Source organism: Arthrobacter sp. SE2 (assembly GCF_058244265.1).
The window spans coordinates 114,614-132,383 of the sequence record NZ_JBZAYA010000001.1 but is presented as its reverse complement, the minus strand read 5'-3'; the positions used below and the strand labels follow the sequence as shown (position 1 = coordinate 132,383).

18 protein-coding genes are annotated in these 17,770 nt (G+C 64.9%); 16 read left to right on the top strand and 2 right to left on the bottom strand.

Annotated features, from left to right (window positions below; genetic code table 11):
- Positions 1–132 precede the first annotated feature (132 nt).
- From clpS to rdgB, 6 genes are all read left to right on the top strand, one after another.
- Positions 133–543: an ATP-dependent Clp protease adapter ClpS gene (gene clpS / locus AC4CS3_RS00650; RefSeq protein ID WP_345449878.1), complete on the top strand. Its 411-nt coding sequence runs from the start codon at positions 133–135 to the stop codon at positions 541–543.
- Complete coding sequence (locus tag AC4CS3_RS00645) at positions 536–1,102, top strand: DUF2017 domain-containing protein (protein ID WP_284988397.1); 567 nt, start codon at positions 536–538, stop codon at positions 1,100–1,102. Before clpS ends, AC4CS3_RS00645 begins: the two co-directional genes overlap by 8 nt.
- A gap of 95 nt (positions 1,103–1,197) precedes the next feature.
- Positions 1,198–2,268 (top strand): glutamate racemase, encoded by a 1,071-nt coding sequence (gene murI, locus AC4CS3_RS00640; protein WP_490781777.1) that lies wholly within the window; start codon positions 1,198–1,200, stop codon positions 2,266–2,268.
- A complete protein-coding gene (locus AC4CS3_RS00635) occupies positions 2,265–3,062 on the top strand; it encodes an MBL fold metallo-hydrolase (protein ID WP_490781776.1) in 798 nt (265 codons plus the stop codon). Before murI ends, AC4CS3_RS00635 begins: the two co-directional genes overlap by 4 nt.
- A 69-nt stretch (positions 3,063–3,131) precedes the next feature.
- Positions 3,132–3,890, top strand: coding sequence for a ribonuclease PH (gene rph / locus AC4CS3_RS00630; protein ID WP_345449882.1), 759 nt, complete (start codon positions 3,132–3,134; stop codon positions 3,888–3,890).
- The gene (gene rdgB / locus AC4CS3_RS00625) at positions 3,887–4,528 is read left to right on the top strand and encodes an RdgB/HAM1 family non-canonical purine NTP pyrophosphatase (protein WP_441411746.1); all 642 of its coding nucleotides are present in this window, start codon (positions 3,887–3,889) and stop codon (positions 4,526–4,528) included. Before rph ends, rdgB begins: the two co-directional genes overlap by 4 nt.
- Positions 4,529–4,600: 72 nt before the next feature.
- Here rdgB and AC4CS3_RS00620 read toward each other — a convergent pair whose 3' ends face one another.
- Complete coding sequence (locus tag AC4CS3_RS00620) at positions 4,601–5,365, bottom strand: VTT domain-containing protein (protein WP_441411841.1); 765 nt, start codon at positions 5,363–5,365, stop codon at positions 4,601–4,603.
- Positions 5,366–5,567: 202 nt separating this feature from the next.
- Between AC4CS3_RS00620 and AC4CS3_RS00615 the strand changes: the two genes are divergently transcribed.
- From AC4CS3_RS00615 to AC4CS3_RS00600, 4 genes are all read left to right on the top strand, one after another.
- A complete protein-coding gene (locus AC4CS3_RS00615) occupies positions 5,568–6,788 on the top strand; it encodes an MFS transporter (RefSeq protein ID WP_490782093.1) in 1,221 nt (406 codons plus the stop codon).
- Positions 6,789–6,919: 131 nt separating this feature from the next.
- Entirely contained in the window at positions 6,920–7,180 is a 261-nt protein-coding gene (locus tag AC4CS3_RS00610) for a DUF4235 domain-containing protein (RefSeq protein WP_490781775.1), read from the top strand.
- Between the two features lie 75 nt (positions 7,181–7,255).
- Positions 7,256–8,281 carry a 3'-5' exonuclease gene (locus AC4CS3_RS00605; protein ID WP_490781774.1) on the top strand — a complete coding sequence of 342 codons (1,026 nt, stop codon included), beginning with the start codon at positions 7,256–7,258 and terminating at the stop codon, positions 8,279–8,281.
- Between the two features lie 66 nt (positions 8,282–8,347).
- Positions 8,348–8,896, top strand: a complete 549-nt coding sequence (locus tag AC4CS3_RS00600) for a DUF4395 domain-containing protein (protein WP_490781773.1) — start codon at positions 8,348–8,350, stop codon at positions 8,894–8,896.
- A 12-nt stretch (positions 8,897–8,908) separates the two neighbouring features.
- Here the strand turns inward: AC4CS3_RS00600 and AC4CS3_RS00595 are convergent, their stop codons facing one another.
- The gene (locus tag AC4CS3_RS00595; protein ID WP_490781772.1) at positions 8,909–9,994 is read right to left on the bottom strand and encodes an ADP-ribosylglycohydrolase family protein; all 1,086 of its coding nucleotides are present in this window, start codon (positions 9,992–9,994) and stop codon (positions 8,909–8,911) included.
- Between the two features lie 77 nt (positions 9,995–10,071).
- Between AC4CS3_RS00595 and AC4CS3_RS00590 the strand changes: the two genes are divergently transcribed.
- The 6 genes from AC4CS3_RS00590 (at position 10,072) to AC4CS3_RS00565 (ending at position 17,678) form a co-directional block, all read left to right on the top strand.
- The gene (locus AC4CS3_RS00590; protein WP_490781771.1) at positions 10,072–10,428 is read left to right on the top strand and encodes a YidH family protein; all 357 of its coding nucleotides are present in this window, start codon (positions 10,072–10,074) and stop codon (positions 10,426–10,428) included.
- Positions 10,425–10,775: a DUF202 domain-containing protein gene (locus AC4CS3_RS00585; protein WP_490781770.1), complete on the top strand. Its 351-nt coding sequence runs from the start codon at positions 10,425–10,427 to the stop codon at positions 10,773–10,775. Before AC4CS3_RS00590 ends, AC4CS3_RS00585 begins: the two co-directional genes overlap by 4 nt.
- A 142-nt stretch (positions 10,776–10,917) precedes the next feature.
- A complete protein-coding gene (locus AC4CS3_RS00580) occupies positions 10,918–11,844 on the top strand; it encodes an MIP/aquaporin family protein (protein ID WP_490781769.1) in 927 nt (308 codons plus the stop codon).
- 90 nt (positions 11,845–11,934) lie between these two features.
- Positions 11,935–13,122 (top strand): exonuclease SbcCD subunit D, encoded by a 1,188-nt coding sequence (locus tag AC4CS3_RS00575; RefSeq protein ID WP_490781768.1) that lies wholly within the window; start codon positions 11,935–11,937, stop codon positions 13,120–13,122.
- Positions 13,119–16,139, top strand: coding sequence for an AAA family ATPase (locus tag AC4CS3_RS00570; protein ID WP_490781767.1), 3,021 nt, complete (start codon positions 13,119–13,121; stop codon positions 16,137–16,139). The genes AC4CS3_RS00575 and AC4CS3_RS00570 overlap by 4 nt, the downstream gene beginning before the upstream one ends.
- 120 nt (positions 16,140–16,259) lie before the next feature.
- Positions 16,260–17,678: an MFS transporter gene (locus tag AC4CS3_RS00565; protein ID WP_490781766.1), complete on the top strand. Its 1,419-nt coding sequence runs from the start codon at positions 16,260–16,262 to the stop codon at positions 17,676–17,678.
- Positions 17,679–17,770 lie beyond the last annotated feature (92 nt).

The following is a 17,770-nucleotide window of genomic DNA, read 5'->3' as shown; positions in this document are numbered from 1 at the left end:
TCCCCACCGCCTCCCACGTCTCGCTTCGCTCAACGCGGGGCCCTCGCCGGTGTGGGCCCATCCACCGCCTCCCACGTCTCGTTTCGCTCAACCGCCATTAGTCCGCCCATCCATCACCATTAGAATGGACAGATGACCACTACCGTCGGCCCCGGCACAGCCCCCGGCACTTATACAGCCACCTGCACAGTGACAGACGCAGGCTTAAAGGGGAAAGAACGGACGGACCTCTCGGAGCAGTCGTCCACCGACGTCCTCAGCGCTGCCGACATCCCTTGGAACCTGGTGGTGTGGAACGATCCCGTCAACCTCATGAGCTATGTGAGCTACGTGTTCCAGAGCTATTTCGGCTATTCCGAGGCCAAATCCAACAAACTCATGCTCGAGGTCCACAAGAAGGGCCGTTCCATCGTGGCGCATGGAGGCAAGGAACAAGTGGAGCAGCACGCGGTTGCCATGCACGGCTACGGTCTGTGGGCAACGGTTGAAAAGGCAAGCAGCAGCGGCGACGGCCGGGGACGCAAGGGTGGCGCACGTGGCTAAGGCTTTCAAGTACGGACTCAAGGGCATTACCGGCTACCTTGAGCCCGCCGAGCGCGAACTCCTGCGCGGACTCGTGGACGATGTCATTTCAATGCTGGAACCGGAGCTGTCCAGCAACGAAGACCCCCTGACGGCCTTGATCGGCCTGGACATGAACGTCAAGGAACCGTCCGATCGCGCCCTCTTGCGGCTCCTGCCGAACGTCATGAAGAACGACGACGCCGCGTCCCTCGAGTTCCGTCAGCTCACGGAGCGCTCGCTGCGGGAAGGAAAAATCGGCGCCCTTCGGGCCGCCGCGATGGGCCTGGACCGCAACGAGCTCGTCCTCACCCCGGAGGAGGCCAAGCTCTGGTCCATGGCGCTCAACGATGTTCGTTTGGTGCTGGCCGAGCGCCTCGATATCCGCGACGAGGCTGATGCCGACCATGTCCACGCCATGCAGGACTGGTCCCAGGCCGAAGACGTAGAGAGCTACCTGGCGCTCGTCTACAACTTCACCACCTGGCTCCAGGAATCGTTGGTCCAGGCCATGATGGCCTCGATGGACCGGAAGCCCTGAGTGGGGCTTGTGGCCGGCCGTGTGACAAAACAGACACGAGGCCCCCGCCACATGTCGTGGCTGCAGCACATGCCTTGGCTTATTCTCTAAGAATCATGAACTCAGCATCGGACGCGGTATCGGATGGGGAGAGCGCCGCAGCGGCGTTGGAATCCCAGCGCAAGCCGGAAACACTGAACAGCACAGCACCCAACCCTTTGTTGGGATCACGCCCCATCGGTGTCTTCGATTCCGGAGTCGGCGGACTCACCGTGGCACGGTCAATCATCGACCAGTTGCCCCATGAGTCGATCATCTACGTGGGAGACACTGCCAACGGACCGTACGGGCCGCTCCCGATCGCTGAAGTCCGGGCAAATGCCCTTGGCGTCATGGACGAACTCGTGGACTCCGGCGTGAAACTCCTGACCATCGCCTGCAACTCAGCTTCGGCAGCGGTCTTGCGCGATGCCCGTGAACGCTACACGGCCCGCTACGGGATTCCCGTCATCGAGGTCATCCAGCCCGCAGTCCGCCGGGCGGTGTCCGCGACGAGGTCCGGCCGGATCGGCGTGATCGGGACATCCGCCACGGTGGGTTCCCGCGCTTACGAGGACACCTTCGCCGCTGCCCCGGACCTGACCATCACCTCGGTGGCCTGTCCGGAATTCGTGAGTTTCGTGGAGGCCGGCATCACCACCGGTCCCGAGCTGCTGGCCGCGGCCCACGAATACCTGGAACCGCTCAGGGACGCCCGTGTTGACACCGTGGTGCTGGGTTGCACGCACTATCCCCTGCTCACGGGCGTGATTTCCTTCGTCATGGGGGAAGACGTCACCCTTGTGTCGAGCGCCGAGGAAACCGCCAAAGACGTTTACCGCGCCTTGGCCACCCACGGGATCCAACGGACCGATCCCGGCCTGCCCCGGCACGACTTCATGGCCACTGGCGACGCCGCCCAGTTCGAAACCCTGGCGCGCCGTTTCCTCGGCCCGGAGGTCCTGTCCGTACGGCACGTGGACCATGTGGCCGCCCAATACCCGACCGGAAGCCTCGCGCGCATCACCCCGGAAATGTTGGAGGCCGCCCGCGCCGGCGGCCATCATGCGAGGACGTCCAATTTCGTCGACCCTGCAGCGTTCACCGTGAACGAATTCGGCGCGGCCCGCGGGGGCCGCATCCAGTGAAACTGACCATTGTTGGCTGCACGGGTTCCTTCCCCGGTCCCGGCTCTCCGGCGTCGTGCTATCTGCTGACCGCGCACGACGGTGAACGCCACTGGAAGATCGTCATGGACCTCGGCAGCGGCGCCCTCGGGGCTATTCAGCGCTACACGGACCTCGAAGATATCGACGCCATCTTCCTGACCCACCTGCACCCGGACCATTGCATGGACCTCTGCGGACTGCACGTGGCCGTCCGCTGGAAGCCGGGCGGCTGGGGACGGGACAGGATCCCCGTCTGGGGTCCCGCCGCGACCGCCGACCGCATGGCCACCGCCTACGGGCTCGAGCTGGACCCCGGAATGCACGAGGAATTCGACTTCAGCAACTGGAGCGAACGCCAATCCGTGCAGCTAGGACCGTTCACCGTGACACCGTATGCCGTGAATCACCCGGTGGAAGAGGCCTACGCCTTGCGCGTCGAGGTCACCGAGCCGGACAAGGACGGCAAGGCGGTGAGCAGGATCCTCACATACTCGGGAGATACCGACTCGTGCCAGGGCCTTGAGGATGCCGCCCGCGACGCCGATCTTTTCCTGTGCGAGGCCGCCTTCGAAGAAGGGCGCGACGACGACATCAAGGATGTGCACTTGACCGGCAAGCGCGCGGGCCAGGCAGCGACAGCCGCCGGAGCCCGACGCCTCCTGCTGACGCACATCCCGGTCTGGACATCGCAGACCAAAGTCATGGCCGAGGCGCGGCCCGAGTTCGCCGGCGATGTCGCCGTCGCCGTAGCCGGAGTCCACTACACCGTCTGAACCCGGAGCCCGGCTGCCCAGACCGACCGCGCAGTCCAGCGGAGGCTGGGAGATCGCTAAGCTTGCAGTATGACTTCCGAAGCCACCTCTGCCCCCGTCATCCGTGCCGACGGCCGTACGCCCGATCAACTCCGTCCCATCAGCATCACCCGCGGCTGGTCCAAGCAGGCTGAAGGTTCGGCCCTGATCGAATTCGGCAACACCCGGGTGCTGTGCACGGCTTCCCTGACCGAGGGCGTCCCGCGCTGGCTCAAGGGCGAGGGCCGCGGCTGGGTCACGGCCGAGTACGCGATGCTGCCGCGGGCCACGAACACCCGTTCCGACCGTGAGTCCGTCAAAGGCAGGATCGGCGGACGCACCCACGAAATTTCGCGCCTGATCGGCCGCTCATTGCGTTCCATCATCGACACCAAGGCCCTGGGCGAGAACACGATCGTGCTGGACTGCGATGTCCTGCAGGCCGACGGCGGCACCCGCACCGCCGCCATCACCGGCGCCTACGTGGCACTCGCCGAAGCGATCCGCTTCGCCCGCGAGAACAAGATGATCGCGAAGAATGCGCAGCCGCTGATAGACACGATTGCTGCCGTTTCCGTGGGAATCATCGACGGTATCCCGATGCTGGACCTGCCCTACGTCGAGGACGTGCGCGCCGAAACCGACATGAACGTGGTGGTCACGGGCTCCGGCAAGTTCGTGGAAGTCCAGGGCACCGCCGAGGGAGCCCCCTTCGACCGCGATGAACTGAATGCCTTGCTGGATCTTGCCCTCATCGGCACGGGGGAGTTGGCAGCAATCCAGCGCGAGACCCTGGCCGAGGCCCCGTGAGCATCGACACCACGCCGCGGCTCGTTCTCGCCACCCACAACAAGGGAAAACTGCGCGAACTCAGGGAACTGCTCAGGGGGCAAGTGCCAGGACTCGACGTCGATACCCAAGTGATTGACGCGGCTGCGGCCGGCGCTCCCGATGTTGCAGAGACCGGCGTGACGTTTGCCGAGAACTCCCTGCTCAAAGCACGGGCCGTGGCAGAGGCCACGGGAATGGTGGCGATTGCCGATGACTCGGGACTGGCAGTGGACGTCCTGGGTGGAGCTCCGGGCATCTTCTCGGCCCGCTGGTCCGGCCGGCACGGTGACGACGCCGCCAACCTTCAGCTCTTGCTGGCGCAGCTCTCCGACGTCCCCGACGCACACCGGGGAGCCGCGTTTGTCTGCGCGGCGGCACTCGCCGTACCGGCCGCCGTCGACGGCGGGGCACGCGAGGTGGTCGAGTACGGCCAGCTGGAAGGCACTCTCTTGCGTGTACCCCGCGGCGCCGGTGGATTCGGGTACGACCCCGTGCTACAGCCGCAGGGGTTGGACCGCAGTTGCGCGGAGCTGAGTTCCGAGGAGAAGAACGCCATCAGCCACCGCGGCAAGGCGTTCAGGGCGCTGCTACCGGCCATTGTGGACGCACTGCGCTAGAACTCCCGGACAAGCTTTAACGAAAGAGGCACCCCGCAACTGCGGCGTGCCTCTTTCCTTAAGCCAGTGCGTTTAGCGTTCGCCGTGCTTTCCGGCTTCACTTCCGTCCACGAACTCTTCGGCGGGTTCCGCGCCGCGGTCAGTGGCCTTGCGCTTCGCGAGCAAGCCGCGGATGACCTCGATGGCCACCGGGACGACCGAGAGCAGCACGATGACCACGAATATGATGTCGAGGTTGTCCCGGACCCACGGAACCTTGTCGCCGAGAAGGTAGCCGAGCAGCGTGACGCCACCGCCCCAGAGCACCGCCCCGATGACGTTGAAAATGAAGAACTTGCGCTTGTCCATCTGCGCGACGCCGACAATCACCGGGACGAAAGTGCGGATGATCGGAACGAAGCGGGCCAGGATCAGGGCCTTACCGCCGTGCTTTTCGAAGAAGGCGTGCGCGCTCTCGACGTTCTCCCGCTTGAACAGCTTGGAATCAGGTTTGTTGAAGATGGCCGGTCCGGCTTTAGAACCGATGAGGTAGCCGCTCTGGTTGCCGATGATCGCTGACACGACGATGAGGACGGCGAGTGCCCAGATATTGAACTTGATGGTATCCGTGGCGACGAGGAGCCCCGCGGTGAAGAGCATCGAGTCACCCGGCAGGAAGAAGCCCACCAGGAGTCCCGTCTCGGCGAACACAATGCCGCACACGAGCAGGACTACCCATGGTGCCAAGGCGGGGTCGGCCAGGAAGATCTGGGGGTTCAACCAGTCGGGGAGGAGCGCGGACATATGCGGCTGCACCGGTCCTGCACCCACCAAAGCGGATACGGCAAAGTCGTTCATCGCAGAAAGGGTCACCCTTCAAGGGTACGGGACAACCGCCGTCGGGCCCTTGGGACATCCGTTGGGGGTGTCTGGTAGACCCTGCCTCCAGTCGCCCGACGTGCGTAGCGTGGTGGAGGTGGACAGAAGACATGAAGACTTCTGCGTCCGCAGCTAACTGCACGTGAATGACGAGGAAGAACTTTTGAAGCGAGATTTAGTCATATCCAGGACACCGGCGACGGTCGCTGCTGGGTCAGCCCCGGTGTTCCCGTGGGGAGGTCTTCTGATCCTCGCCGCAGCAGGCTTCACTGCCGTCACTACCGAGCTCCTCCCGTCCGGACTGCTGCCCCAGATCAGCCGGGACCTGGAGGTAGACGAATCGGCCGTAGGTTCCCTCACTGCCGCCTATGCGGCGGTCATCGTCTTCACAGCGCTTCCCTTGTCCAGGCTGCTCGGCGGACGAGTTCCCCGCAAGGCGTTGTTGATCGGCACCGTGCTCGCGTTCGCAATCAGCAACGTACTGTTGGCGTCCAGCCCGAGCCTGGGATTGGCAGTTGCGGCGAGGCTTCTCGGGGGCGTGGCCCACGGGATGCTGTGGTCAAGCATGGCCCCCTACGTTGCCAGGATCGTCCCCGCGCACTCTGTCGGAAAGGCCATGGCCATGGTCTTCAGCGGTAACAGCATCGCACTGGCGGTCGGCGCACCGATCGGCACGCTCATGGGCTCGGTGCTTACCTGGCGCGGCTCTTTCCTGATCCTGGCCGGAGTCGGTGCGGTTCTCGCCTTGCTGGCCGTCTGGGTGCTCCCCGCCGCACCCGACGAGGACGGCCATACGACGCCGACCCTCCGCGGAGCCCTGAAGCTACCCGGCGTGATCGCCGTGGCCACAGCCTGGCCGCTCTTGCTTTTGGGCCATTTCACCCTGTTCACCTACATCGCGCCGTTCCTCCACGTCTCCGGACTGCCGGATGCCTTCACGAGCATTTCGCTGTCCGTCGTGGGGGCGGCCAGCCTCGTGGGGATCTGGATCGCCGGTCTCACGGCCGATTCCCATCCGCGGCGTTCCCTGCTTTGCGCGGTTGCCCTGCTCGTGCTGGCCTTCGGCCTCTTGCCGCTACTTGGTGGCACATGGGTGGGTGAACTCGTGCTGGTGACCGCGTGGGGAACCGCCTTTGGGGCCATCGGAATCTACAACCAGGCAGCAATCCTCCGCGCCGGCGGAGAGCACAAGGACGCCGCGAACGGCTTGACCGTGGTGACCATTCAACTCGGCATCGCCGTCGGCGCCGGGTATGGCGCCCTGGCTCTGACTACTGTCGGCGCACTCTGGGTGCCGTTGGCTGCAGCCGTCCCGACGGCGGCAGCGCTCGCAATCATCCTGGCCAGCCGCCGCGGCTACCCCGCCGGTCCCCGCGAGACGAAACCGACTCGACGTCGGTAAGTCCCACTGGTGTTGCGCGGGGCGTTGCAGGCACGGCCCTCATCGGGGGATGAGAAGATAAGCATGCTGATAATCTAGGGCGCAGGCGGCTGGCACTGGACCACACGGCCAGCCACAATCGGAGGAGCGAGATGAACATCTTGATCAAACTACTTGGCCTGGTCGTGGGCATGGGCGCCGGAGTTGCGGCGAACAAGGCCCTGGAAGCCATCTGGAGCAAGTCCACCGGGAAGGCCGCGCCAAAGGATGCGACCAATCTGGAGGACTCCTTGCCGGGCGTAGTGCTGTTCGCCTTCGCCGGGGGCGCCGTAGGGGCGGTCATCCATGTCCTGACCCAAAGGACAACCAAGAAAGCGCTGACCAAGCTGCAGGAGACCGCGGACGAGGTCTGAACGACCGTTCGTTCGTAGCAAGTGGCGGCCATCACCACCGCCATCGAAAGCCATATCCACCTGTAACCTTGACCAGTGGCATTGGACTTTACGGCGATCGACTTTGAAACTGCGAACGGCTTCAGGGGTTCTCCGTGCTCGGTCGGGCTGAGCAAGGTCCGCGGCGGAGTCGTGGTGGAGGAAGCCTCTTGGCTCATGCGGCCGCCGGAAAACCACGACCACTTCGAGTACCACAACACCCGGATCCACGGCATTCGCGCCGAGGACGTCGTCGGTGCTCCACGCTTTGGTGAACTCTTCCCTGAAATCGGGGCGTTCATCGGCGGAGATATCCTTGCCGCCCACAATGCCGCGTTCGATCTGGGCGTGATCCGCTCCGGACTCGAAGTTTCCGGCCTGCCCGGCCCCGGCTACGAGTACGTCTGCACGGTGATGTTGTCCCGGCGCTGCTACTCCTTGGTATCCAATTCCTTGCCCTACGCCGCGGAGGAGGCTGGCGTGCCCCTCGTGAACCATCACGACGCCGCGGAGGACGCACGGGCGTGCGCCGGAATCCTGGTGGACATCGCGCACCGGAACAACGCCAATAGCATCGCCGAGCTCTACTTGTCCCTTGGCCTGGCCATACCCAAACAGCAGGCCTTCCAGCCCGGAGACGGACTGTCCAAGCAAACGATCGCCGCGCTCGCGGGCGTCGGAGGAGGGGGCAGTGCCGTCGCCGGGCGACCCGGCGTCGGGAGTGGCGCCGGCCAGCTTGGACGCGCCTGGAGCAATTGGCCGGAAGAGGGCACCAACCCGGCCCCCAACCCTGCGGCGGAACCGGGCCACCCCCTGTTCGGGCAGACTGTCGTCTTCACCGGTGAGCTTGTCATTGCCCGGCCGGAAGCGAAACAGCGGGCGGCCGAGTTGGGCGCGCGTCCAGAGAGCCGCGTGACCGGAAGGACCACGGTCCTGGTGGTGGGCGACGGCTTCGTGGCCGGCGATCTCCGGAACGGCCGCCTCACCGGCAAGGCCAAGCGGGTCTTGGAGTTGCACAGCCGCGGCCAGCAGATCGAGGTCCTGTCCGAAGGGGAGTTCCTGCAGATGGTCGGCGGACGCTAGCGAGGGGAATATTCACACGGAGCAACAAAGCTTCCGGTTGTGTCGCGGCGCTCCTAGCCTTGAGCCATGACTCAGGGAAAACAGGCAGACACTGCAGGGCTCACCGCAGGAACGCCGGCTCCGTCAGCCACTGGATGGCGCGCCGTCTTCGCTTTCCCCAACCCCGTCAATGAGTACGCCGCGAGGATCACGGCCGGCCTGGTGGTTCTTGCGGCAGTGGCCACCCTCGTGAGCGGCCTCGGCTGGGGACTCGTGCTGATCGCCGTCGGCTTCTGGTTGCGGGTGTTGTTCGGGCCGAGGATCTCGCCGTTCGCCTTGCTGTCCGTCAAGGTCCTGGCACCCAGGGTGGGTCCCGCCAAACTTGTCCCGGGCCCGCCCAAGCGATTCGCACAAGGAATCGGCGCGGCGCTCAGCACGGTGGCAGCGGTCCTGTTCTTCGCCGGGTTCACCGTAGAAGCCTGGATCCTGCTCGCCTTGCTGATCGTCGCTGCGTCCCTCGAATCGTTTGTCGGATTCTGCCTTGGCTGCGCCATTTTCGGGTTCCTGCAGAGGCGCGGCCTCATCCCCGAGGACGTCTGCGAAGCGTGCAACAACATCGAGCTTCGCAGGCTTTGAACCTGTTTCTTCCTAGCCGACCGTGACAGCGATAAGCCGCTGCGCCATCCCACGGATGACGTCGGGAGCCTCAAGGGCCTCAAGCCAGTCCGAGGGCAGGGCCTCCTCCCCATAAAGGGCCCCGAGGACATTGCCCGCGATCGAAGCGGTGGAGTCACTGTCACCGCTGTGGTTCAGCGCCACCGCAATGGCCTTGCGGAAATGGTCGGCCGGATCACGCTGTTTCTCCGCTGCCGCGCCAGTTGCCAGCACGGCGTAGAGCCCGACGGCGAGTGCCTCCTCCGCGACCCAGCCTTCGCCCAGTTGCGCCGTGAGTTCTTCCGGGCTGAGCAGCGTGCCGGTGAAAGAAAGTTCCAGCGCCTGGCGGAGGCGCTCCAGGAGCTCTGGAGCTGGATCCGGCAGTGCTGACACCACGCTCAAGGCATGCTCAGCCGCAGTCCGTACATCCGAGCCTGCGGTCAGTTTGTGCACCAGCACGCTGAAGGCACCCGCGCTTTGCCGCGCCGAAGGGTGCCCGTGGGTCAAGCACGCGGCATCGGTGCTCAGCTTGTAGACCGTGGCTTCGGAAATATGCGGGACCAAGCCAAAGGGAGCGGACCGCATGACCGTGCCGCAGCCCTTCGATTCCGGATTGACGGGCCGGAACTTGGTTCCCATCTGGCCGGTGGCGAGTCCGCTCAGGCACGCTTTGCCCGGGTGCCTGCGGTGCCGGAGCACCTCCTGGCTGTCGATCCAACGCGGTTGGGGAACGGGGGCCGACGACGGCAAGGCGACGCCCTGGGTCGCGAGCCATCGCAGGTAAGCCAGCCAGAGACATGCAGTTTCATCCGCCGCTACGCCGTCGTTGGCCCACTCGAGGGCTTCCACGAGGCCGTCAACGGTGTACAGCGTCATCTGGGTATCGTCGGAAAAGTGGCTGCCGCCGTCGAGCTGGCCAAAAGAGGTGAGGCCCGCGGCGCCGAAGCGGGAACGGATGGTGGCTACGTCGTCGAACTCGACGGCGTAGCCGAGCGAATCACCCAAGGCGCCTCCCAGCAGGCAGCCGTGAACCCGGGACTCGAAGGATGGCACGGCGGTCGGGGACGGTTCAGCACTCATAGTGGTAATTTACCGTGGCTGTTTCGTCGGTCTTCACATCGCCGCTGATACGGTGGCTCGTGAACCAGGAGGCAGTGATGCGTGAACCCGCGTGGCGGAAAACCGGGAAGACCCCGGACTACAGATTCTCCCTCGCAAATGAGCGGACTTTCCTTGCGTGGATCCGTACCTCGTTGGCGCTGCTGGCTGGGGCCGTCGCCATCGACCAGCTGGCTCCGAACATCGCGCCGCAGCCCGTGCGCATTGTCTTGTGCGTCGTGCTTTCCATGATCGGCGCGGGCCTCGCGACGCTTTCTTACCGCCGGTGGGCGCAAATGGAGGCAGCGATGCGCAACGATCAAGCACTGCCGTTCTCGCGGGTCATGCTGCTCATGACCATCGTGGTTGCCGTGGCGGCGTTTACCTTTGCCGTGCTGATCCTGGTGGCGCGTTGAGTAGTGAAACCAGGGATCGGGGGCTGCAGCCGGAGCGCACCACGCTGGCTTGGCGCCGGACGCTGATTTCGCTTCTGGTGGTGGATCTCTTTATCTGGCGCAGGTGGTTGTCGGCCAAGTCCGGCGCGGGGCAACTTCCCACCGGGATACCGGGACTCGACTACCAAGGAATCTGCGCTTTGACGGCCGCGGCTGCCACGATTGTCCTGGGCTGCGTTGTCTGGGTCAGGTCCCACCAGTTGCACCATGGCGCAGAGGAAGCGTCGGCTGCGTTGATGCTTGCAAGCGCTGTGTCCATCATCGCGCTCGCCTGTGCTGCGGTCGCGGCAATCGCGTTGGGCGGCTAGGCTCGGATTCAGGAAGCGTCCAGACTCGGCTGACAGGATGCTGCGGGGCAGGAACGCGGTCCGCCGCGTGGCTTGTTGCCCTGGCTGGAGCATTCGCCTCCGCAAAAGACCACCCGATCTTCGAACTAAGGAATCCCTCGACATGACCACGACTGTGTCCATTCCCTCCTCCCGCGGCCCCCGGCTCCTTGCCCGGGCGTTCGCTGAAGCTCTGGGGACGCTGTTCCTTGTGGTTATTGGCCTGGGCGTGTTGATCTTCATCAATCCCCAGGCGGTTCCGATGCCGGCCTCGCTGGCCAGCGGGCTGACCGTCACTGCTGCGATGCTTGCCTTCGGTTACCTGTCGGGCGGGCACTTCAACCCGGCCATTACGGTTGGTCACCTGGTTGCCGGCCGGATGAAGCTCGTAGATGGGGCCGCGTACCTGGGGGCCCAGATCGTGGGTGGTTTGCTGGGCGCGCTGGCGATTTTCGCGGTCGTGCGAACGGTTCCCGGGATCACCGACAGCCGGACTGTCTTTGACACTGCAACCTCCGGCTTCGGTACGCATTCGAGCTTCCAGGTTCCCGTGACCGGCGTGATGCTCATCGAGGTCCTCGGCGCCGCGCTCCTCGTGGGAGTCTTCCTGGGTGTCACCGCTCGACGCAATCCCAGCAAGCTCGCAGCACCGTTCGCCGTCGGCCTGACGGTTGCAGTCCTGCTACAGCTGGGTCAGTCCACGGGCAACCTTGCCTTCAACCCGGCCCGTGCCACTGCATCCGCCATCTTCAGCTCCAGCTGGGCAGTGGAGCAGCTCTGGCTCTTCTGGGTGGCACCGTTGGTCGGAGCGGCGATCGCAGGTCTCATTTTCCGCGGTTTCGGCGAAACCACTCCCGTGGCCGTGGCTGAGATCGAGGAGCCCTTGCCGGCCGACGGGCTGGAAGAAGAGTCCGACGACGACGCTGAAGCGTCTGTTCCGGAAAGTGCGGTTGACGTTTCCACACCGGCTGAGGCGCCCGCTGAGGCTCGCGCCAAAGAAGAGCCCGACGTCGACCCGGCCCGTGATTTCTTCGACGGCAAGCGGGGCTGACGCAGGGATTCAGCTGCCTGGAAGGCCCTGTTACGGCCGGTGCCGCCGCGCCGCGCCAATAATGTCCGTGCCTCCAGTTAGCTTGAAAGCATGAGGCTTTTGCACACTTCGGATTGGCACCTGGGACGCTCGTTCCATGGCGTCGGGATGCTTGACGCCCAGCGCGACTTCATTGAGCAATTGCTCGCAGTCATCCGGGAGCAGTCGGTAGACGTCGTCCTGATTGCAGGCGACGTCTACGACCGTGCCCTTCCCGGCCTGGATGTCGTGAAGCTCCTCGACGACGCCCTCGTGCGGATCACGGACGCCGGTGCCAAGGTGGTGCTGACCAGCGGCAACCACGATTCCGCGATCCGCCTTGGTTTCGCTTCACGCCTGCTGGAGCGCGGGGGAGTCCATCTGCGGACCCGGGTAGAGGAGCTCGATTCCCCTATCCTGTTTCCACTGGACAGCGACGACCGCCCAGCCCGGGCCGGTGCCCCTGTGCTGGCCGTCTACGGTATTCCTTACCTTGAACCGAGGCTCGTCGCCGAACGGCTCGGTACACAAACGGCGAGCCACTTTGACGTCACGCAGGCCGCAGTGCAGCTCATCCATGAGGACATTGCCCGGAGAAGCGGGACAGGACAGGTGCACTCCGTTGTACTGGCACATACCTTCGCGAGCGGCGGCATCACTTCGGACAGCGAACGCGATTTGAGCATCGGCGGTTTGGGGGCGGTACCCCTGGATCTCTTCGATGGCTTCGGCTACACGGCCCTTGGACATCTGCACGGGCGACAGGAAGTTTCGGAGCACGTCCGGTATTCGGGTTCGCCGCTGGCGTACTCGTTCTCCGAGGCCAAGCATCGCAAGGGTGCGTGGCTGATTGACGTCGGCGTCGACGGTGTGGAGAGCGTCGAGGAAATTCTGTGGAAAGCACCACGGGAGCTCGCGATTCTCCGAGGGAAGCTTGCTGGGCTTTTGGAATCTGAGGAATACTCCTGGGCCGAGACTGCGTATTGCCAAGTCACCCTCACGGACTCCGCGCGGCCGGCGCAGGCCATGGAACAGTTGCGTGCCCGGTTCCCGGACACACTCGTGCTGGGCTTTGACCCTGAAGACGCCGCGGGAAAGGTCAAGGCCAGCTACAGCAGCAGGCTTGCAGAAGCCGAGGACGATCTTGGCGTTTGTTGCGGCTTCCTTGACCATGTGCGCGGAAGGCCGGCTGACGAGGCTGAACTTTCCGCCCTTCGGGAAGCCTTGGAAGCGGTCCGGCTGGAAGGGGCAGAGCTGTGAGAATCCACCGCCTTGAAATTGAGGCTTTCGGGCCGTTTGCCGGGGTTCAGTCGATTGATTTCGATCAGCTGGGAGCCCAGGGCCTGTTCCTCTTGAACGGCGCCACCGGTGCAGGAAAGACCAGTGTGCTCGACGCTATCTGCTTTGCGCTGTATGGCTCGGTACCGGGTGCACGCCAGGACGGCAAGCGCTTGCGGAGCGACCACGCGGAACCGACTGCGGAGCCGCGGGTTGTCTGCGAATTTTCGGCGCGCGGCAGGCGCTTTGAGGTCACTCGCTCCCCGGCGTGGGACAGACCAAGTGCGCGCGGGCGCAAGGGCTTTGCCACCCAGCAGGCCAAAACGCTTCTGCGCGAGCGGGTCAATGGATCGTGGGAAGAAAAGACCTCACGCAACGACGAAGCCGGCATGGAAATCGGTGATGTCCTGGGGATGGACCGGGAACAATTCACCCGGGTGGTCATGCTTCCTCAGGGAGACTTCGCGGCTTTCCTGCGTTCCAAGGCGTCCGACCGGCTGGATCTCCTGCAGAAGCTCTTCGGAACCCAGCGTTTTGAAGCGATCGAGCAGCAGTTGGCCCTCCAAGCAAACGCCGCGCGCGCAAAAGTGCAGGACAACCAGAACGGACTTCAGTTGCTCGTGCAGCGGGCGGAGTCAGAGTACGCGCAACTGGGTATTGAAGAGGGCGCTGACCCGGATCTTGATGACGCAGGATCCAGCGAGGCCACGCCTGAACTCCGGCTCGGGAACCTCGAGGCCCGGGCCCGGACCGAATCTTTGGAGCGGCAGCAAGCTGCCGGCTCTGCCGATGCCTTCCGGCTTCAGCTGGCAGACAAGCTCAACTCCGCCCGGGAACGGGTTCAACGGCACGCAAAGCTCGACGCCGCCACGCGCCGGCACGAAGCCCTCTCCGCACGCGCGGCTGAAGTGCAGGAATTCCGGGAGCGACTTGGACGCCACCGCAAAGCCGCCGTCCTCGGCGGACAGCTCGACGCCGTCGACCGTGCCGCTAAGGCCCTCGACCTGGCGGCCTCGAAGGCGGAATCGGCGACGGCGAAGCTTCTTGCGGCTTCTCTTGACACGAAAGACCCCGGCACCTCGCTGGCCAGTATTCAAGAGACGATGGCTGTCGTGGAGGCCAGGGCCGGGGACGAACAAAAGCTCGAGGACATCACTGCAAGGCTTGATGCCCTCGACCTCGCTGCACGGCAGCGGGAGTCGGCCAAAGCCGCGCGGTCCCTTGCGTTGGCCGGGCTTCGCTCGGAGGCGGTTGCTTTGGAACGCGAGCTGGGCCTGCTGGATGCGGCCGCTTCGGAGCTGCCCCTCCGGGAAAGCGAAGCTGCAGCAGCGCAGAACACCGTCAAGACCGTAGCCCGCTACGCAGGCGCCCTTGATTCCCAGTCCGCGGCGGTGAAGCGCCACGCATTTGCCCGGGCGCTTTCCCAAGACCTCCGACAACTCTGGCTGGATCTCCGTGAATCCCGCTTGACCAATGCGGCAGCGGAACTCGCCGCCAAGCTGCATGACGGCGAAGCATGCCCTGTCTGCGGAAGCGCCGAGCACCCTTCGCTTGCGCCAGCCGGGCTAACCGCCCTGGCCCTTGCCGAGGAAGAGCAATCCGCCCACGAACGCTATGACGAGAGTGAGCATGAACTTCTCCAGGCGGCAGGCGAGCTGGCGTCCGCCGAGCAGGAAGTTGCCGTGCTCGCCGCCCAAGGCGGAGACATCGATCCTCAGGAAGCCGCTTCGGCGGAGGCCTTGGCCAAAGACGCCCTGGCCTCGGCCCGTTCCGCCGTTGACGGGCTCAAACGGGGACAGGCAGACCTCGCCCGCATGACGGAGCGCATTGCCCGCTTGGAGGAAGAACAACTCTGGGAGGACACGGCTGCGGCGCAGGCCGGATCCACCAAGGTCCTGCTGGGGGAACAACGCGAGTCCCTGGACACCTTGCTTCGCGGGCTTCGTGGTGGCTTCGACACGCTGCGCGAGCGGATTGAGGCCCTGGCCAGGCACCGCGAGCTACTGCAGTCCGCTGTGGCTGCAGGCGTGCAGTTGGAACGTGCCCGGGAGGCTTTTGGTGATGCATCCACGGCCTTGGAAAGCGCCCTTTCGGCGAACGGTTTCGACACCGCAGAAGCCGCGCGGCTTGAAATCCTCGAGGAGCAGCACGCCGCGAGGCTTGACGAAACCATCAGGGCGTCCGAGACCGAAAGCGCCCGGCTCGCCGAGCTCTTCGAGTCCGAGGAGCTCGTGCTCGCTGCCAAGGAAGTACAGATCGGAGAGGTGCCCCTGACCGCGGTCGAGCTCGCCGCCCTCGAACAGGAGGCCGGACAGGCTGGAGAAACGGCCCGCCGCCTGGATCTTGCTGCGGGACTCGCTGCCCGCACCGTGACGAGCCTGGCTGCGATCCGCTCGCAGTACGAAGAAGCCGCGGCCTCCGGGCGCGGCCCACGTGAACGCGCCCGGGTACTCAACGAGCTTGCCGAAACCGCCAGGGGTGCAGGCGATAACGGCTACAAAATGAGCCTCAACAGCTATGTGCTGGCCGCTCGCCTCGAACAAGTCGCCGCAGCGGCGTCAGAGCGGCTGATCGCCATGAGCGATGGCCGCTACACACTGCAGCACACCGACGCCAAGGCAGCCCGGGGCGCGAAATCCGGTCTGGGCCTGGAAGTCGTGGATGAGTGGACTGGGCAGCGGCGGGACACCGGCACACTGTCCGGCGGGGAGTCGTTCATGGCTTCGCTCGCGTTGGCCCTGGGGCTCGCGGATGTGGTCCAGCAAGAGGCCGGCGGTGTGGACATCGAAACCTTGTTCGTGGATGAGGGCTTCGGAAGCCTCGACGAGCAATCCCTTGAACAGGTCATGGATGCGCTGGAGGGACTGCGCGACGGCGGCAGGGTAGTCGGGCTGGTCAGTCACGTTGCGGAGATGAAGCAGAGAATCAGCAGCCAGCTGCAAGTAATCAAGAACCGGAACGGCTCCACCGTGCGAATCGTCGACGCCGCGGCAGCCTAAACACGGCGGACACCTAGACACATCGGTCTGCGTTGAGCCGTCCGGTAGACTTGGAGGGTTACACCGGGTCGCGCGCATCGGGAGGAGGGACGATGCGCATCATTCAGCGAACCCGGAATCATGAACTCCTACCCACAGAACTCCGCGGCGAACACCGCACTCCAGGCTGCCCCTTCATTTCCTTCTGCGTCCCCGTTGGCCGAGTCCCGCCGCTCGCGCCTGCCTGGGCGCTTCGCCCGCTTGCCCGAACTCGCAGGCCGCAACTTCCTGCCGCTGGGACTCTTCGCGAGGCTGCCCCTCGCCATGCTGACAGTCGGCACCCTCACCCTTGTCACGGCCGTCAGCCATTCTTACGCCATCGGCGGCCTGGCTGCCGGAGCCGTCGGCATCGGATCGGCCTTGGGCGCGCCGATACTCGGCTCGCTCGCTGACCGCTCAGGCCAGCGCCCTGTCCTGCTCGTAGCCGCGGCTGTCAACGCCGTCACCGTCATCGCCTTGCTCGTTGCCGCGTACTTGACGCCCGATTTCAACGCCCCCACGGACGCGATTGCCATTTTGGCGACGGCATTCCTCGCGGGGGCGAGTTGCCCGCAGGTGGGGCCCATGGCCCGTGTCCGTTGGATGGCCCTGACTACCCGGAACCTGAACACCCGGAATTCGGTCCCCGGAGCCGGGGCCAATGCCGCCGGTCCCGGAAGCGTGGCGTCCAGTCGTGCAGACCTGGACACCGCCTTGTCCTACGAGGGAACCGCGGACGAGGTCACTTTCGTCCTGGGTCCCGCGCTGGTCGGTATTCTCGCGAGCCTCGTAGCGCCTTGGCTTCCGCTCGCACTGGCGGCAGTCCTTACTGCCACGCTCGTGCCGGCTTTCGCGGTGCATCCTTCACAATTGGCTGTGGTGCCGGCAAAGCGCAAGGCAAGCACCGGCGTCGGGAGTGTCCCTACGGAGCAGCAGTCAAGTGTCCGTTCCTTGGCCTGGCTGAAGGTCGCGGTGCCGGTGCTGGCCATGGTCTGCATGGGAACATTCTTTGGTGCGACGCAGAATGCGTTGAGCGCTTTCTCCGCCCAGTTCGCCACGGCGGAAATTGCGGGGCTGATGTATTCCGTCATGGGCCTGAGCTCCGCCGTCGCTGCGCTGTCCGTTGCCTATTGGCCGCGGCGCTTCGGGCTGGCGATCCGTTGGGTGCTCGCCGCTGCCGCGATGACGGCGTTCTCTCTCCTCTTGTTCCTTCCAACCGGGATCTGGCCGATGGTCATTGTTCTTTTGGTGCTCGGAATTCCCGTGGGACCCGTCATGGTGACAGTCTTCAGCATCGGGGGAGTCGTGGCACCTGCCGGGCGTATGGCAACCGTGATGACCGCACTGGCGAGTGGCATCGTGGCGGGTACCGCGCTGGGCGCCTACCTTGCCGGCCAGTTGGCCCAAACCCAAGGTCCCGCCGCCGCTTTTGTGGTGTCCACGGCCGCTTCGGGCGCCCTTCTGGTGCTCGGCATCGTCGCAGGACTGGTCCTCCGGCGCCGGCCAAGCACGCAGCAATAACAACGCTCGCTCACTTATGGGCCGCTTTTTGGCAACCCTCGCTCAGATCATCTGCAAAAGGGTTGGCGGTTTTGGCCTTAAAAGTGAGCGAG

What these genes read in the sequence shown, in the direction of transcription:
- clpS (WP_345449878.1), top strand. Translation starts at nt 133, where the DNA reads ATGACCACTACCGTCGGCCCCGGCACAGCCCCCGGCACTTATACAGCC.
- murI (WP_490781777.1), top strand. Translation starts at nt 1,198, where the DNA reads ATGAACTCAGCATCGGACGCGGTATCGGATGGGGAGAGCGCCGCAGCG.
- rph (WP_345449882.1), top strand. Translation starts at nt 3,132, where the DNA reads ATGACTTCCGAAGCCACCTCTGCCCCCGTCATCCGTGCCGACGGCCGT.
- AC4CS3_RS00620 (WP_441411841.1), bottom strand. Translation starts at nt 5,365, where the DNA reads ATGAACGACTTTGCCGTATCCGCTTTGGTGGGTGCAGGACCGGTGCAG.
- AC4CS3_RS00610 (WP_490781775.1), top strand. Translation starts at nt 6,920, where the DNA reads ATGAACATCTTGATCAAACTACTTGGCCTGGTCGTGGGCATGGGCGCC.
- AC4CS3_RS00600 (WP_490781773.1), top strand. Translation starts at nt 8,348, where the DNA reads ATGACTCAGGGAAAACAGGCAGACACTGCAGGGCTCACCGCAGGAACG.
- AC4CS3_RS00595 (WP_490781772.1), bottom strand. Translation starts at nt 9,994, where the DNA reads ATGAGTGCTGAACCGTCCCCGACCGCCGTGCCATCCTTCGAGTCCCGG.
- AC4CS3_RS00590 (WP_490781771.1), top strand. Translation starts at nt 10,072, where the DNA reads ATGCGTGAACCCGCGTGGCGGAAAACCGGGAAGACCCCGGACTACAGA.
- AC4CS3_RS00580 (WP_490781769.1), top strand. Translation starts at nt 10,918, where the DNA reads ATGACCACGACTGTGTCCATTCCCTCCTCCCGCGGCCCCCGGCTCCTT.
- AC4CS3_RS00575 (WP_490781768.1), top strand. Translation starts at nt 11,935, where the DNA reads ATGAGGCTTTTGCACACTTCGGATTGGCACCTGGGACGCTCGTTCCAT.
- AC4CS3_RS00565 (WP_490781766.1), top strand. Translation starts at nt 16,260, where the DNA reads ATGAACTCCTACCCACAGAACTCCGCGGCGAACACCGCACTCCAGGCT.